Origin of the sequence: Novosphingobium panipatense, assembly GCF_900182875.1 — a bacterium.
Lineage (GTDB): Bacteria > Pseudomonadota > Alphaproteobacteria > Sphingomonadales > Sphingomonadaceae > Novosphingobium > Novosphingobium panipatense.
Map to the genome: position 1 here is coordinate 184,759 of NZ_FXUI01000004.1, position 16,747 is coordinate 201,505.

At 65.1% G+C, this 16,747-nt stretch carries 13 protein-coding genes; 8 read left to right on the forward strand and 5 right to left on the reverse strand.

Annotated elements, in window-relative coordinates:
* Positions 1-177: 177 nt before the first annotated feature.
* Entirely contained in the window at positions 178-1,545 is a 1,368-nt protein-coding gene (locus QOL62_RS08490) for a putative O-glycosylation ligase, exosortase A system-associated (RefSeq protein ID WP_283405929.1), read from the reverse strand.
* Positions 1,538-1,714, reverse strand: coding sequence for a hypothetical protein (locus tag QOL62_RS08495; protein ID WP_283405930.1), 177 nt, complete (start codon positions 1,712-1,714; stop codon positions 1,538-1,540). The genes QOL62_RS08490 and QOL62_RS08495 overlap by 8 nt, the downstream gene beginning before the upstream one ends.
* Positions 1,715-1,781: 67 nt before the next feature.
* On the opposite strand from QOL62_RS08495, the gene QOL62_RS08500 reads away from it, so the two are divergent.
* The 5 genes from QOL62_RS08500 to QOL62_RS08520 all read left to right on the forward strand — a co-directional run bounded on the left by QOL62_RS08500 (position 1,782) and on the right by QOL62_RS08520 (position 11,544).
* Positions 1,782-3,017, forward strand: a complete 1,236-nt coding sequence (locus QOL62_RS08500) for a TIGR04063 family PEP-CTERM/XrtA system glycosyltransferase (protein WP_283405931.1) — start codon at positions 1,782-1,784, stop codon at positions 3,015-3,017.
* Positions 3,018-3,052: 35 nt separating this feature from the next.
* Positions 3,053-4,723, forward strand: coding sequence for a hypothetical protein (locus tag QOL62_RS08505; protein WP_283405932.1), 1,671 nt, complete (start codon positions 3,053-3,055; stop codon positions 4,721-4,723).
* Positions 4,724-4,985: 262 nt separating this feature from the next.
* Complete coding sequence (gltB, locus tag QOL62_RS08510) at positions 4,986-9,623, forward strand: glutamate synthase large subunit (RefSeq protein ID WP_283405933.1); 4,638 nt, start codon at positions 4,986-4,988, stop codon at positions 9,621-9,623.
* Between the two features lie 19 nt (positions 9,624-9,642).
* Positions 9,643-11,076, forward strand: a complete 1,434-nt coding sequence (locus tag QOL62_RS08515; protein ID WP_103729157.1) for a glutamate synthase subunit beta — start codon at positions 9,643-9,645, stop codon at positions 11,074-11,076.
* 159 nt (positions 11,077-11,235) lie between these two features.
* Entirely contained in the window at positions 11,236-11,544 is a 309-nt protein-coding gene (locus QOL62_RS08520) for an antibiotic biosynthesis monooxygenase family protein (protein WP_103729158.1), read from the forward strand.
* Here QOL62_RS08520 and ung read toward each other — a convergent pair.
* Positions 11,505-12,236, reverse strand: a complete 732-nt coding sequence (ung, locus tag QOL62_RS08525; RefSeq protein WP_283405934.1) for a uracil-DNA glycosylase — start codon at positions 12,234-12,236, stop codon at positions 11,505-11,507. The two genes, QOL62_RS08520 and ung, sit on opposite strands and share 40 nt — an antisense overlap.
* An 80-nt stretch (positions 12,237-12,316) precedes the next feature.
* On the opposite strand from ung, the gene QOL62_RS08530 reads away from it, so the two are divergent.
* The 3 genes from QOL62_RS08530 to QOL62_RS08540 are packed head-to-tail and all read left to right on the forward strand — an operon-like array spanning position 12,317 to position 14,138.
* Entirely contained in the window at positions 12,317-12,940 is a 624-nt protein-coding gene (locus QOL62_RS08530) for a ribonuclease D (RefSeq protein ID WP_283405935.1), read from the forward strand.
* Between the two features lie 29 nt (positions 12,941-12,969).
* Positions 12,970-13,617, forward strand: coding sequence for an LPS export ABC transporter periplasmic protein LptC (gene lptC, locus QOL62_RS08535; protein ID WP_103729160.1), 648 nt, complete (start codon positions 12,970-12,972; stop codon positions 13,615-13,617).
* Positions 13,614-14,138 carry an LptA/OstA family protein gene (locus QOL62_RS08540; RefSeq protein ID WP_103729161.1) on the forward strand — a complete coding sequence of 175 codons (525 nt, stop codon included), beginning with the start codon at positions 13,614-13,616 and terminating at the stop codon, positions 14,136-14,138. Before lptC ends, QOL62_RS08540 begins: the two co-directional genes overlap by 4 nt.
* Positions 14,139-14,165: 27 nt before the next feature.
* Here QOL62_RS08540 and QOL62_RS08545 read toward each other — a convergent pair whose 3' ends face one another.
* Positions 14,166-15,566 carry a sugar transferase gene (locus QOL62_RS08545; RefSeq protein ID WP_283405936.1) on the reverse strand — a complete coding sequence of 467 codons (1,401 nt, stop codon included), beginning with the start codon at positions 15,564-15,566 and terminating at the stop codon, positions 14,166-14,168.
* A gap of 144 nt (positions 15,567-15,710) precedes the next feature.
* Positions 15,711-16,745 (reverse strand): DNA polymerase III subunit delta, encoded by a 1,035-nt coding sequence (gene holA, locus QOL62_RS08550; protein WP_283405937.1) that lies wholly within the window; start codon positions 16,743-16,745, stop codon positions 15,711-15,713.
* Between the last annotated feature and the right edge of the window lie 2 nt (positions 16,746-16,747).

Here is a 16,747-nt window from a genome sequence, read left to right on the forward strand (position 1 = left end):
TCAGTCCCTTCTTGCCCCGATGCCCGCAGCTTACGCAGCCTTTACGGACATTGCGTTCTATTAACCATATGACCAATGAAGGTTAAAGGTTAATTCGCAGTAAACACCGCATTTGTCCTTAAGATGGTGCACCAGAACCTAAAAGCCGGACTGGCCGCATCTCTGGCCGCCAGATTGTCAACCTGTCGGAGCCATGGGCGCCTGCATGATGCGGCGCGCTGGCCTCACGGGAGCATCGGGCTGATCGATCCGCCGCAGGTAGCTCCACAACCCGCATTGCAGGCCGACCAGCATGAGGATGAAGGGCTGGAACGCGATGCCCACGAAGAGAGAACCGAACAGATAGACGATCTGCGCCAGTTGCAGCGCCACCGCAAGCGGCGCCGCCCAGGCCTCTTGAGCTTCCCTGCGGTTTTTCCAGCGCCGGCGGATCAGCTCCATCTGCACCAGACCCGAGATCTGCAGCAGCAGCCATAGCACAAGGCCGGGGAAGCCCTGTTCGCCCAGCATTTCGAAGTAGCTCGAATGAAAAGCGCGCCCGGTTTCCACGATCGGCGTGCGCGTGATGCTCACGCTGCTGCCGGACGTCTGGGTCGTGACCGTCTCGTAGGAGGCCTTGCTGGAGAGGTAGACCTCGAAGCCGCCGCCAAGCGGATTATTCTTCGCGTAGTGCCAGGTCCACTTCCACACCCCGATGCGGGTGCTGGCGGATTGATCGGACTGGTGATTCTCGATCGTGTTCATGCGCTCGAGGTAGGACTGCGGCAGGAACGGGACGGCGATCAGGAGGGCAAGGCCCATCCCGGCGGCGATCAGCACCCGGTGCCTGGCGGTACGCAGGTAGAGAACACAAAGGATCGCGAGGCAAACGAGGCCGGTGCGGGCCTGCGTGCCCACCGGAATCAGCGAACAGGCGAAAACGAGCGCACCGGCGAAGAGCCATACCCGCCAGTCCGGCGGAAAGATCGTGCCGTAGCGCGCAAGCCAGATCGCCAGCGGAATGATAGCGATGGCGACGCACGAGAGGATCGAGCCTTCGTAGAGGCCGGTGTTGTTCTCCACGAAGATGACCAGCGCGCCATAGCCACCCCCGCCCATGGCCGTCTTGAGGCCGCCATCGATGATGAGCGCACTGGCGGAAAGCACCATCGCCAGCGCGACCGCTTCGATCCGCAACCGGGTGCGAAGAGTAAGCGGCAGGAACATGGCGAAGACCAGAGCCTTCCAGACCCACGACCACTTCGTGAGCGCCTCCTGGGGATAGTCGGCCGTCAGCGTCGTCAACGCGCAGTACGCCAGCAGCAGGCCCATGAGGCCTTGCCGCCAGGTGAATCGCGAATCGCGCTTATCGTCGAAAACCAGCCAGCCGAGAAAAGCCGCGGCGAACGCCATTAACGAAATCGGCAGGCGGCTGAGAAAACCCCAGGAAATGATCTGGGGCGCCACGATATCGACGTAGAGGTAACAGAGCACCCAGAGGAACGGGCGCCGGAATCCCATCAGCAGCATGACGGCGAAAAACCCGGTCAGGGCGAGGTTAAGCATCGCTGCCCCCCGGTCCGTCACGGCGGACCTTCATCGTGCGTATGCCCTTGCGCGAAGGCGGCTCGTCGGACCGGCCCTTTTCCTCATCGAGATCCGGACGCCACAGCAAGCGCCATGCGGCAAGCAGAAGCAGGCCGTGCGAGATGGCGAGAGCGAGGATATCGACCATGAGGAGGTCCGGTTAGCAGCCGCGAGTTGACGCCGCGTTAAGCCATCGTGTCTACTCCTGCAAAGCCATGACCCGCATCCTCCACGTCCTCGACCATTCGCTGCCGATCCACAGCGGCTACACGTTTCGCACGCGCGCAATCCTGAAGGCGCAGCAGAGCATGGGGCTGGAGGTTCGCGGCGTCACCGGACCCCGGTACAACGATGGCGACACCCTGGTGGAGGAACACGACGGGTTGCTCTTCCACCGTGCAGCGGGCAAGCCCAGAGGCGTGCCGATCCTGCGCGAATGGCATGAGATCGCCCTTTTCGCACAAGCGATCGAGCGGGTCGTGGCCGAGTGGCGCCCGGACGTCATCCATGCGCATTCGCCGGTTCTGTGCGGACAGGCCGCCCTGCGGGTGGCGCGCCGCCATGGTCTTCCCCTCGTCTACGAGATCCGCGCGTTCTGGGAAGATGCCGCCGTGGGCAATGGCACCGGCGCGCAGGGCTCGTTCAAGTATCGCCTGACACGCGCCCTGGAAACGCATGTCGTGAGCCGGGCCGATGCCGTGGTCACGATCTGCCAGGGGCTTCGCGCCGATCTCATCGGTCGCGGCATTGCACAGGACAGGATCAGCGTCATGCCCAATGGCGTCGACCTCAAGTTGTTCGGCACCCCTCTGCCGCGCGATCCCGGACTCGCCCGCTCTCTCGGGTTCGAGGGGCCGAACGGGCCATGCCCGGTGATCGGATTCATCGGCAGCTTCTACGACTACGAGGGCCTTGATATCCTCATTGACGCCATGCCCGCCCTGATCGCGCGCCAGCCCGAGGCGAGACTGCTGCTCGTCGGCGGCGGCCCGCGCGAGGAGGCGTTGCGCGCGCAGGCCTGCGCCTCTCCGGCGGCCGGAGCGATCCGCTTCGTCGGACGGGTGCCGCATGAGGACGTCGACCGCTACTACGCCTTGTGCGACATCATGGCCTACCCCCGCAAGACGAGCCGGCTGACGGACCTGGTGACGCCGCTCAAGCCGCTGGAAGCAATGGCGCAGGGCAAGCTGGTGGCCGCCAGCGACGTGGGCGGGCATCGGGAGCTGATCGCCGATAACCGGACCGGAATTCTCTTCAGGCCGGACGACGTGCAGGCCTGCGCCGATTCGCTGGCGCGTCTGCTGGACGCCCGGGCCGATTGGGACGTATACCGCCGCTCCGCCCGCGAACACGTCGAAATCGGGCATGACTGGGCCCGGAACGCCCGCCATTATTCAGTCATTTACCAAATGCTGGCAGCACGAACCAATCACGCCGGACTCGCTGCCTGACGGCCGGTACCAGTTCAACACACGGGGTAAGTTCAGTGGCCGAGACCAAGCGCAGCTCCACAGGCGCAGAGCAGCCGATCACCCGCCATCCTCTGTTTCCCGCTATCGTGGCGCTCTGGTGCGGTGCGATCGCCGGACTTTGCAGCCTGGCGGTCAGTTCCTCGACCATCGAGGGACTGGTGCTGCTGCTGGGGATCGACAAGGTCCTGCCCATGGCTGCCCCCCCGCTCGGGGCGACGATGCGCATCCTCTTCGCGCTCTCGGTCACCGTTGCGGGAGCCTTGGTTGGCGCTCTGGCGACCCGCCGTCTGGTGCGCCCCGGCCCCGCGCTGGAACAGAGCCCTCTTCTTGCGGGTGGCAACGAACATGCCGCCGATGCGCTGCCTCAGGTCGGCACCCGCCGGCGTCGCGCCCGCACGATCGAGCCGGAGGCCGCACCCGTCGTCGACGAAGACGTTGCCGCGCCGTCCGACACGATCGTGGCGGACGCTTCCCCCTCTCCGGCCACCGAGACTCCCATCCTCAACGTCGCCGACTTCGAGATCGCACACTTCGATGAGGCGTTCGAGGCAGCACCTTTCCGGCGGGCCCCGCCCTTCGAACAGGCGCCGCTGCCCGAGCCCGAGAACTTCCCCGTCTGGCTGGAGGCGCACGCGGAGCGCTCTGCCGAAGCCGGGGAAAGCACCGGCCAGCCGGAGGCATCGCCGCCGCCCGGCGCCCAGATCTTCAGAGCCGCGCCTCAGTATCCGGCTGACACAGGAGCGCAAAGGCTGACCGAAGCGCGCCCGGACCCGTTCGATGTGTATGCCAGCGAAGGTGCGCCGACACGCGGGGCGGCTGAAGGACCCGGCTTCAGCCTGTTCGCGCCTTCTCGTGAGGCTGATGCCGCCGACGCCGGTCATGCCGAACCCGTCGATGCACTGCCGCCCTTGACGGCAGAGGCTCACCCGACCGCCTCCACGCTGGACGCGAGCAGCGCCGAGCGTGCCGAGCGTATTGCGGGTGCCGACTTGGCCACCCTTTCGCAGGTCGAACTCGTCGAGCGTCTTGCCATCGCCATGGAGCGCCGCCGCGACAGCATCCGCAAGGCGGCTCGTGAGGCGTCGAGCGCAGCACTCGCCAGCGCGGCCACCGGAGCGTTTCCTGTCGGAGGCCCTAACGTCGATACGATCGCTACGGGCAGCGAAGCGGCTCCCCTGCCGTCGCTCATCGACCCCCGGTCGGCGCGTCCCGCCGATCCCCGGGAGGACGCGGAGACATCTCGGGACACCTACGGTGCTGGCAGCGAACACGCATATGGCGGCTCGGCCGATGGCGGCCTCGGCGTTGTCCCGTTCCCCGCGAACCGGATCACGCCTGATGTCCAGCCCGAGGGGGATGGCGACGAGGTGGTCCTGCAGCAGGGCTATTCCTCGTTGCTCAGCCTTTCGCGGCAGGCGGCGATCCGCAAGCCCGTTCTCCAGTTCGGCGATCCGGATGATGCCGGCGACGAGATGGCTCACTCCACGCCGGCGCAGTGGGATGAAGATGGGCAGCAGGGCGACGATGACCCCGCAGACGCTGCGGCCCAGCCCTTCGGGAGTGATCCAACGCAACCCTCCGCCGGTCGTCCCTTCGACGCTCCCGGATCTGGAAAGACCGAGGCGACAGAGAAGGCGCTGCGCGATGCACTGGCCACGCTGCAGCGCATGAGCGGGGTTGGCTGACCCAGTGGTTAGAAGCACCACGAAGCTTCGATAAACCCGCAAGGAGCAATCCTTGCGGGTTTTTTGATAATAAAATGCCAGCAACTAACCTTTCTGCGTCACCTTAATGCGCAACACTGGCTCTTCGGCATTGCAAAATGGTGCCGTAATCGTCATGGGGACCGTGGGGTCACTATGCCGCGTGGGGTCGCTCGCACGAGTCGTGCGAATCCGCAGGCATACCCGGTGAGCCTCGCAGAAAATGACAGGATGGGTTTTATCGATGGGATTTCCTAAGCCCCAGGGCCTTTATGATTCGCGCAATGAACACGACGCCTGTGGCGTGGGCTTTGTCGCCCATATCAAGGGCCAGAAAAATCACGCAATCATTACCCAGGCATTGGAGATTCTGAAAAACATCGACCATCGCGGTGCGGTGGGTGCGGATCCCCTGCTGGGTGACGGCGCGGGCATTCTGACGCAGATTCCCGATGCCCTGTTCCGCACCTGGGCCCAGGCCGAAGGCGTCGAACTGCCGAAGGCCGGCGATTACGCCGTGGCCATGTGCTTTCTCCCGCAGGACGATGCCGCCCGCGAGATGATCGTCGCGATCTTCGAGAAGTTCATCAAGAAGGAAGGCCAGACCCTGCTGGGCTGGCGCGACGTGCCCGTGACACTCGACGGTCTGGGCAAGACCGTTCTGGAATCGATGCCGGTCATCCGTCAGTGCTTCGTGGGCCGTGGAGACAATTGCGCGGACCAGGATGCGTTCGAGCGCAAGATCCTGGCGATCCGCAAGCAGACGCAGAATCCGCTCAAGGCTCTGGCCGAAAAGCACGACATGCCGGGGCTGACCGAGCTTTACATGCCGAGCTTCTCCAGCCGCACGATCGTCTACAAGGGCCTGCTCCTGGCGACCCAGGTCGGCTCCTTCTACGACGACCTGCGCAATCCGGAGTTCGTCTCGGCGCTCGGCCTCGTGCACCAGCGCTTCTCGACGAACACCTTCCCCAGCTGGAAGCTGGCGCACCCCTTCCGCTTCATGGCTCATAACGGCGAGATCAACACCGTTCGCGGCAACGTGAACTGGATGAACGCACGTCGCCGCACCATGGAATCGGAGCTGCTGGGCGCCGACCTCGACAAGATGTGGCCGCTGATCCCCCACGGTCAGTCGGACACCGCGTGCCTGGACAACGCGCTCGAACTGCTGCTCGCCGGTGGCTACAGCCTCGTCCACGCGATGATGATGCTGATACCGGAAGCCTGGGCGGGCAACCCGCTGATGACGCCGGAACGCCGCGCCTTCTACGAATACCATGCCGCCCTGATGGAGCCATGGGACGGCCCTGCCGCCGTTGCGTTCACCGACGGGCGCCAGATCGGCGCGACGCTCGACCGCAACGGCCTGCGTCCGGCCCGCTTCCTCGTGACCGACGACGACCTGTGCGTGATGGCCTCGGAAAGCGGCGTTCTTCCGATCAAGGAAGAGAACATCGTGCGCAAGTGGCGCCTGCAGCCCGGCCGCATGCTCCTGATCGACTTCGAAGAAGGTCGCATCATCGAGGATGAGGAAATCAAGGCCAAGCTCTCCGAGGCCGAACCTTACGAAAAGTGGCTGGAACAGGCGCAGTACAAGCTCGCTGACCTCGACGTGATCGAACCGGAACTGGCCGAGCTGCCCAAGCCGACCGGCACCCTTCTCGATCGCCAGCAGGCCTTCGGCTACACGCAGGAAGACGTGTCGCGGTTCCTCGAGCCGATGGCGCTGATGGCGGACGACCCGCTTGGCTCGATGGGCACCGACACGCCGATCCCGGTGCTATCGAACAAGTCCCGCCTGCTTTACGACTACTTCAAGCAGAACTTCGCGCAGGTCACCAACCCGCCGATCGACCCGATCCGCGAGGAACTGGTGATGAGCCTCGTCACCATGATCGGTCCGCGCCCCAACCTGCTCGGCCACGATGCCGGTACGCACAAGCGCCTCGAAGTCAGCCAGCCGATCCTCACGAACCTGGGCCTTGCCAAGATCCGTTCGGTCGAGGCGGCGCTTGACGGCGCGTTCCGCACCGACACCATCGACATGACCTGGGACGCTCGCACCGGCGCCGAGGGCCTCGAACTCGCTATCAAGGAAATGTGCTGGGCCGCGACCGAAGCGGTGCTGGCGGACAAGAACATCCTGATCCTGTCCGACCGTGCGCAAGGCCCTAACCGCATACCGATGCCCGCACTGCTGGCGACGGCCGCCGTCCACCACCACCTCGTCCGCCAAGGCCTGCGCATGCAGACCGGCCTTGTCGTGGAAACCGGTGAAGCGCGCGAAGTGCATCACTTCTGCGCTCTGGCCGGGTATGGCGCGGAAGCGATCAACCCCTACCTCGCGCTTGAGACGATCGAGGACATCCGCATCCGTAAGAACCTGCCGGTTTCGGCCGAGCAGGCGGCGAAGAACTATGTCTACGCCATCGGCAAGGGCATTCGGAAGGTCATGTCCAAGATGGGCATCTCGACCTACCAGTCCTATTGCGGCGCGCAGATCTTCGATGCCGTCGGCCTTTCGACGGCTTTCGTCGACAAGTACTTCACCGGCACCGCGACCTCGATCGAGGGCGCAGGTCTGGCCGAGATCGCGGAAGAGACCGTGCGCCGTCACGCGGCGGCCTACGGCGACAACCCGATCTACAAGAACATGCTGGACGTGGGCGGCATCTACGGCGCGCGCATCCGCGGCGAGGAACACGCCTGGACCAGCACCAACATCGGCCTGCTGCAGCACGCCGTGCGCGGCAACGTCCCTGAAAAATATAAGGAATTCGCGCAGACCATCAACGATCAGTCGGAGCGCATGCTCACGATCCGTGGTCTGATGGAATTCGTGCCCGGCCAGTCGATCCACATCGATGACGTGGAGCCCGCCAGCGAAATCGTGAAGCGCTTCGCAACCGGCGCCATGAGCTACGGCTCGATCAGCTGGGAGGCGCACACCACGCTGGCGCTGGCGATGAACCGCATCGGCGGCAAATCGAACACCGGCGAAGGCGGCGAGGATCCCACGCGCTTCAAGCCCCTGGCCAACGGCGACACCATGCGGTCGTCGATCAAGCAGGTCGCGTCCGGCCGCTTCGGCGTCACCACCGAGTACCTCGTCAACGCCGATGACATCCAGATCAAGATGGCGCAGGGCGCGAAACCGGGTGAAGGCGGTCAGCTGCCCGGTGACAAGGTGGACCGCACGATCGGCGCCACCCGTCACTCCACGCCCGGTGTCGGCCTGATCTCGCCCCCGCCGCACCACGACATCTACTCGATCGAGGACATCGCGCAGCTCATTCACGATCTCAAGAACGTGAATCCGACGTCCCGCGTGTCGGTCAAGCTGGTGTCCGAAGTGGGTGTGGGCACCGTTGCCGCAGGGGTTTCCAAGGCCCGCGCGGATCACATCACGATCGCCGGCTACGAAGGCGGCACCGGCGCTTCGCCGCTGACGTCGCTGACTCATGCCGGCTCGCCCTGGGAGATCGGCCTTGCCGAAACCCAGCAGACGCTGCTGCTCAACAACCTGCGCAGCCGCGTAGTGGTGCAGGCCGATGGCGGCCTGCGCACCGGCCGCGACGTTGCCGTGGCCGCCCTGCTGGGTGCCGAGGAGTTCGGTTTCGCCACAGCGCCGCTGATCGCGGCGGGCTGCATCATGATGCGCAAGTGCCACCTCAACACCTGCCCGGTCGGCGTCGCCACGCAGGACCCGGTGCTGCGCGCGCGCTTCACCGGCCAGCCCGAGCACGTGATCAACTACTTCTTCTTCGTCGCCGAGGAACTGCGCGCGATCATGGCCGAACTCGGCTTCCGCACCATCGCGGAGATGGTGGGCCGTGTCGACAAGCTCGACATGAAGAAGGCCATCAGCCACTGGAAGGCGAAGGGCGTCGACCTCTCCAAGGTGCTCTACCAGGCACCGCAGGGAGACAGCCCGTCCCTCGGCTGGAGCGAAGTGCAGGATCACGGCCTTGAGAACGCACTCGACAATGCACTGATCGAAGCCGCGGCCGACGCGCTGGAAAACCGCCAGGCCGTGCGCATCGAGAAGAACGTCATCAACGTCAACCGCACCGTCGGCGCCATGCTGTCGGGCGAGGTCGCCCGTCGCTATGGCCATGCAGGGCTTCCCGACAACACGATCAACGTGAAGCTCACCGGCGTCGCCGGCCAGAGCTTCGCCGGCTGGCTTGCCCACGGTGTGACGCTCGACCTGACCGGAGATGCCAACGACTATGTCGGCAAGGGTCTTTCCGGCGGCCGCGTGATCGTGCGCCAGCCCGCGCACGTCGATCGCGATCCGACCAAGAACATCATCGTCGGCAACACCGTTCTTTACGGTGCCATCTCCGGCGAAGCGTTCTTCAACGGTGTCGGTGGCGAGCGTTTCGCCGTCCGTAACTCCGGCGCGATCGCCGTTGTCGAAGGCTGCGGTGATCACGGGTGCGAATACATGACGGGTGGTGTCGTGGCGGTGCTGGGCAAGACCGGCCGCAACTTCGCCGCCGGCATGTCGGGCGGCATCGCCTACGTTTACGACGAGGACGGCGAGTTCGAGAAGCTCGTCAACCCTGCCATGGTCGACCTGCTCAGGATCTCGCCCGAAGCCGACGAGGATGAAGGCACCGGTCGTCCCCAGCAGCGCACCGCCTCGGTCACTGATCTGGGGATGGGCGACCCGCTGCGCCACGACGCGGAGCGCCTGCGCATCCTGCTTGAACGCCACCATCTGCACACCGGCTCGAAGCGGGCCCGTGCGCTGCTCGACGACTGGTCGAACACGCTGGGCAAGTTCGTGAAGGTGATGCCGCGCGACTATGCGAGGGCACTGCGCCAGCAGGAGGCCGAGCGCCGCGAAGCCACCTTGGTCGCAGCAGAATAAGATTTAGGAACACAAGAAGATGGGCAAGGAAACCGGCTTCCTCGAACTCGACCGTCAGGACCGTACGTACGGTCCGGTCGAGGATCGCCTGAAGAACTACAACGAGTTCGTCGTACCCCTGGCGCCGGAGGCGCTGAAGGGGCAGGCATCGCGTTGCATGAACTGCGGCGTGCCGCACTGCCACACCGGCTGTCCGGTAAACAACATGATCCCGGACTGGAACCACCTGGTCTACGAGGATGACTTCCGGACCGCCCTGGAAGTCCTTCACTCGACCAACAACTTCCCCGAATTCACCGGTCGCATCTGCCCCGCCCCGTGCGAAGCGGCCTGCACGCTGAACATCATCGACGAACCCGTCACCATCAAGTCGGTGGAATGCGCGATCGTCGACAAGGGGTGGCAGGAAGGCTGGATCACGCCGCAGGTGCCGGAAAAGCGCACCGGCAAGTCCGTGGCTGTCGTCGGCTCCGGCCCGGCAGGCATGGCCTGTGCGCAGCAGCTCGCCCGCGCCGGCCACTCCGTCACCGTGTTCGAGAAGAGCGACCGCGTGGGCGGGCTGATGCGGTACGGCATCCCTGACTTCAAGCTGGAGAAGCACCTCATCAATCGCCGCATGGTGCAGATGATGGCCGAGGGCGTGGAGTTCAAAACCTCCGTCGAGGTCGGCGTTACCGTCTCGGTCGCCTCGCTGAAGGAAAACTTCGATGCGGTGGTCTTCGCGGGCGGCGCGGAGGATCCGCGTCCGCTGGCGATCCCGGGCTTCGAACTTCCGGGCGTGCGCTACGCCATGGAGTTCCTGACCCAGCAGAACAAGCGTAACGCCGGTGACGACGAAGTGCGCGCGGCTCCGCGGGGGTCGCTCGTCGCCACCGGCAAGCACGTCATTGTCATCGGCGGCGGCGACACCGGGTCGGACTGCGTAGGCACCTCCAATCGCCAGGGCGCCGCTTCGGTGACCCAGCTCGAGATCATGCCGCGTCCGCCCGAAAAGGAGGACAAGGCGCTCTCCTGGCCCTTCTGGCCCCTGAAGCTGCGCACCTCGTCGAGCCACGAGGAAGGCGCCACCCGCGACTGGGCCGTGCTCACCAAGCGTGTCATCGGCGATAATGACGTCAAGGGGCTGGAATGTGTCCGTGTCGAATGGCAGGGCGGCAGGATGCAGGAGATCCCGGGCAGCGAGTTCACGCTCCAGGCCGACCTCATCCTGCTGGCCATGGGCTTCGTCGGCCCGCGCAAGGCCGGCATGCTTGACCAGTCCGGTGTCGAACTTGACCCGCGTGGAAACGTGAAGGCCAACGTCTTCGAGTACCGCACCAGTGACGAGAAGATCTGGTCCTGCGGCGACATGCGCCGCGGCCAGTCGCTGGTCGTGTGGGCGATCCGCGAGGGCCGCCAGTGCGCCCGCGCGGTGGACGAAGCGCTCATGGGCGCCAGCGTCCTCCCCCGCTGACGCAGTCACATCGGCAGGGAAAAGGGCGTGCCACGCGGCGCGCCCTTTTCTGTTGTCCGTTCAGGATACGGAGAAACGGCCGCACCGGCGATCACTTGCGTGCGCGCCTTGACCCGCAGCAGAGCTCACGGCTTCTTCGTCCTGGCAAGGGAGACATCAATGCTGCTTGAAATCGCGGAGATCGAAGTTCGTACGGGCTCCGAGGATGAGTTCGCCGCCGCCATGCGGAGCGCCGGCATCGCACACCTCGCCGCCTGTGACGGCGTCGTCTCCGTACGGTTCGGCCGCGGCGTCGAGAACTCTTCCCGCTTCACCTTCAACGTCATCTGGACCTCGCTGGAAGCGCACGAGGCAGCTCGCGACCTCGAAGCCTTTGGCAAGTTCCGCGCCTGTTTCGGGGATTTGACGACCGCAGGGTCTATGAATCACTACGTTATGGACGATGCCGTGCCGGGACCGGCCGCCTGATCCTGCCAATCGATCGTTCCGCGCCCGTGCGCCTTCAGGAATGCGTTGGCCTTGCTGAAATGGCGGCATCCGAAGAAGCCGGCGTGCGCGGACAGCGGGCTTGGGTGAGGTGCGGTCAGCACCAGGTGGTGGCTATCCGCCAGTCCCGGAACGCTGAGGGCCTTCTTCTGAGCGTGATTGCCCCAGAGCAGGAAGACGCAGGGCTCCGGCTTCGCAGCCACAGCCGCCACAGCCGCATCGGTGATGGCTTCCCAGCCACGCTTCTGATGCGATCCGGCGCGGCCCTCCTCGACGGTGAGGGCGTTGTTCAGCAACAGCACGCCCTGTCGCGCCCAGTGCTCCAGATTGCCGTGCGCGGGAGGCTGCACGCTGCAGTCGGCGGCCAGTTCCTTGTAGATGTTCTTCAGCGAGGGCGGTGTACGAACGCCGTGCTGCACTGAGAACGACAGGCCATGCGCCTGTCCCGGTCCGTGGTAGGGGTCCTGCCCCAGGATCACGACGCGCACGGCATCAAGGGGCGTCAGTTCGAGCGCGCGAAGCCGCAAGTCCCGTGCTGGGTGAATCCGCTTGCCCGCTGCTTCCTCCGCCTCGAGCCATTCACTCAAGCTGCGGGCCTCCGGCGCGTCGAGCACAGGGCGCAGCGCCGCTGCCCAACTGGCGGGAACGCTCTGCCTGTTCTGTGTTGCCGTCATGCCGACCTCCTGGAAAAACCATCCCGGAGCGAGCCGCGCCATTGCGAAAGCCCCGGCCAGTCCCTAAGCATTTCCGGATCATGGCTGTCTATCTCCACGAAGAAGATCTCCCCGAAGGCGTCCTGGCGCCGGGTACCGTCGCAATCGACACCGAAACCATGGGCCTCATCACGGCTCGTGACCGGTTGTGTGTCGTGCAAATCTCCGATGGCCGAGGGGACGAGCATCTTGTCCGCTTCGGCGTCGACAGCACGTACGATGCCCCAAACCTCAAGGCCGTGCTGGCCGACCCGCAGCGCCTGAAGCTCTACCACTTCGCGCGGTTCGACCTGGCCGCGATCGAGCATTACCTCGGCGTCACGGCCGCGCCCGTCTTCTGCACGAAGATCGCCAGCAAGCTCGTGCGCACCTACACCGACCGCCACGGCCTCAAGGATCTCGTGCGCGAACTCCTTGGCAAGGAAGTGTCCAAGCAGCAGCAGTCGAGCGACTGGGGCGCTGCGGAACTGACCGATGCGCAGAAGGAATACGCCGCGTCCGACGTGCGGCACCTGCATGCCATGCACGAAATCCTCGTGACCCGGCTCGCCCGGGAAAACCGGACGGAACTCGCCCAGGCCTGTTTCGATTTCCTCCCGGCGCGCGCGCGTCTGGACCTTGCCGGCTGGCCCGAGCACGACATCTTCAGCCACGAAGCAGCCTGATCGCCCTTTCGGGAGTTGTGTGATCCGTCATGTCCGTCGAAGCCGTTCAGATCCGTAATCGTCGCCGGCAATTCGCCGCGCCGGGCGGTTCGCATGACCGGCTGGTGGCGCTTTTGGCCAAGATCCTGCCTGCGGGCATCGGCCTGATCGCGGCGGTGATGATCCTCGTGCCCCTTTCTCCCCGGGGCGAAATCAGCTTCCTGCTGGACCGCAACAAGGTCGCCGTCACCAACGAGCGGTTGCGGGCCGATGCGGCAGCCTATCGCGGAAAGGACAACAAGAACCGCGATTTCGTGGTGAAGTCCGGCAGTGCGGTGCAGAAATCCGCCGCCACTCCGATCGTCGAGATGCTGGAACTGCAGGCACTGCTCAACCTCAACGACGGACCGGCCCGGATCGTCGCTCCGCGCGGCGCGTACAACTACGAACGCGAACAGCTCGCCGTTGAAGGACCGGTGAAGTTCGCCGCTCCCGACGGCTACAGCATGACCACGAGCAATGTCGCCGTGGACGTGAACAAGCAGATTGCGATAGCGTCCGGCGGGGTTAACGGTACGGTGCCGACCGGCACGTTTCGTGCCGACTCCATGAAGGCCGATCTCGAAAACCGCACCGTGACGCTGGAGGGGAATGCGCGCCTGCACATGACTCCCGGAAAACTCAGGATACCCCGATGACCGCCTCAAAGACGCTGCCCCGCATCGCGATTGCGCTTCCTGCGCTCGCCCTTGCCGCCCTGGCAGGATCGCAGCAGCTGGGGGCGCAGGTTTTCTCGGGCCACAACTCCAACGCGCCGGTGGATTACGCCGCGGATCGCATCGAACTGCAAGACAGGCAGGACCGGGTCATCCTGTCCGGCAATGTGGATGTCAAGCAGGCCGACCTGCGCCTGCGTGCGGCTCGGACCGTGGTGAACTTCACGAATCAAGGGTCGATGCAGATCCAGCGGATCACCGCGAGCGGCGGCGTGACCGTTTCGCGTCCCAACGAAACCGCAACAGGCGATGTCGGCATTTACGACTTCAACCAGAAGATCATCACGATGACGGGGAATGCCACGATCAAGCGCAGCAACGGCGATGTCCTGCGCGGGGGTCGCCTCGTCGTCGATCTGAACAGCGGCGTATCCACAGCTTCGGCGGGACCGGGCGGCCGCGTTTCGGGTACGTTCTCCGTCCCCAAGCAAGGCGGCAACTGACGATCCTGCCCGGCAGGCCCTGTTGGCTCAGAACGCCTTGTCGTGAACCAGCACGCGAAGGGTGAGGAAGACGATCTGCAGATCGCGCATGATCGTCCACCCCTCCAGATACTCCAGATCAGCCTGTAGCCGATTCACCAGATCCTCTTCGTGATCGGTGGCACCCCGGAAACCGCGAACCTGCGCCAGTCCGGATAGTCCGGGCTTCAGGCCGTGGCGTTGCCAGTACCGCAGATCGACTTCCCAGAACAGCTTGTCGCCCGCCAGCGAACCCGTTGCATGGGGGCGGGGGCCGACAAGGCTCATGTCCCCCAGCAGCACGTTGAACAGCTGCGGAAGCTCGTCGATGCTGGTGCGGCGGATGAAGCCTCCCACCCGGGTGACGCGCCGATCGTCGCGCGACGCGGAGACGTTGCCGTTGAGGTCGCACAAGCCTGTCGTCATCGACCGGAACTTGTACATGGTGAAGAAGCGATTACCCCTCCCCATCCGGCGCTGCCTGAAGAACACCGGGCCACCGTCCTGCAGCTTCACGGCCATCGAGACGACGAAGAGAAGCGGGGACAGGATCAGTATGGCCGTACCGGCAAAAGCCACGTCGAACAGCCGCTTTATCGCCCTGTCGCGAAGCCCCAGAGGACCGGCGGAAACCATCAGAAGTCCGTGCTTGCCGACCACCCGCGCACCCTGCGCCCCGAGGCGGGCGACTTCGTTGTCCAGCACCTCCCCGTCGATGTTGGCCCCCTTGAGCATCCTTGCCCACTCCACCCGGCGACCAACGGGGCAGCTGACGATCACGCGATCGATGTTGCGAAGGACGAGGCCGATGCGGTCCAGTGCGTGAGGGTCGTTGAGGTTGGGCCGGAGCCCCATGGCCGCGGCTGAAATCCGGATGGCACCACGGATGTGCACCTGAGGGCCGCCATCATCGATGATGAGTTCGTTGAGGATGCTCATCCCGCAACGCCAGCGGATGAAAGCCCGCAATTGCAGCCGCATCGACGCCGTGAACACCATCGCCGCGATGGCGCCTCCGTTGAACGCCGAGCGGGACAGGTCCGTCTGCGGTCGGATCAGGAATTGAATGAAGACCAGCGCGACGACGCCGATCATGATTGCCACGAATGCGCGCCAGATCCCCTTCCATGGCTCCTGAAGCGCCGCGGCGGAGTACGCCCCGTTGTAAAGCGCGAGCGCAAGGTAGATCGGGAGAATCAGCTGACCATGAATCGCACCCTCGCGCAGGCCGGGCAATCCCGTCAGGAGGTAGCCGACGGCGAGAAACGCGGCGAAGATGGCCACGATATCGCCCGCGACCAGGGTGGCGTAACACTGGAGGCGTCGTCGCTGCCGTGAAGGTGCGACGATCAGGTCATCGGCGATCACTCCGGAATTCGCGAGCACGCGCGGTTCGAAGGGCGCATTCATGACGGCGGCACCGCGATTGGCGAACTCACGTTAGCGTCTCCTGAAGCAGGCTGCCGCTACGCGCCGTCCAAGCCCTGGCCTTCCAGCATTGCTGCAAAGACGGTCAGTACAGAGGCGCGTGCATCAGGCCGCGCCCCCCCACTCTCAACGGGTTTTGGGACGAGCCGACCGCGCGATTGTAAGCAGGCCTTTGGACAATAGAAGCTCTCCATCCTGGCTATTGGCCAGGAGATTCTGGTGGAGAGCAACCAGCCGGGCCACGAGCCTCTCCAGGCGCGGGCCTCTCCAGAGCTGGAGCTGAGCCCCCAGCGCCGGCTGGTCCTTCCAGAAGATGCGCCGCGCGGCCGCTTCAGCCTTGAGGAAGCCGGACACATCGCGACTGCCCCCCATCCGGGCATTGAGCGCCGCCAGTTGAGCGACCCGGCGCTCAAAGGCGAGCAGCAGCCCGACCGGGTTCATGCCTTGCTCGCGCATCCGCCTGAATTCGGGACCGACGGCCTCGCGGCGTCCGGAGAGGACGGCGTCGACCAGGGATCCAAAGCCGTCATCCTCCGTGGAAGCGCCGATCGCATCGAGGTCGGCACTCGTCACCGGGCGCGGCGTTTCGGGCGACGCATCCAGGTAGAGGGCGAGCTTGGACACTTCCGATCGGGCCAGCCGGGTGTCGAGACCGGCTCCGCGCGCGATACGCTCGGCTATTTCGCTGCCCAGCTTCAGGCCCGCCCCGTTTGCCATTGCGCGCACCGAGGCGGTGGCCGAGTTCAGATCGGGTGGGTAGAACATCGCCACCAGACCATCCGGCCGCGCCGCTAGAAGCTTGGCTGTACGCGATTTGTCCGTAGCGCCGGTGGCCACGATCAGGACCGGGCATCCCTCGACCTCGTTCTCGAACAGCACCTGTACGGCGTCGTGAGCTTCGTCGCCCTGCGCACGCACCCAGATGTGGCGGGCACCGCCGAACAGGGAGGTGGAGCGCGCCTCGTCTCCCAGCCTGACCGGATCCCGGCGCAGTTCCGCACCTGCCATCTCGATGCGCTCGCCCGCGTCGGGCAGCAGGGCAGCGATCTTTTCCGCCGCATCGGCGGCACCGGCCTCGTCGGGGCCGCAGAAGAAGAACACCCGCCCATCGCGGGCCGCCCGCTGCGCAAGGCTCGCAAAATCCTTTTGGGTGGCCTTCACCG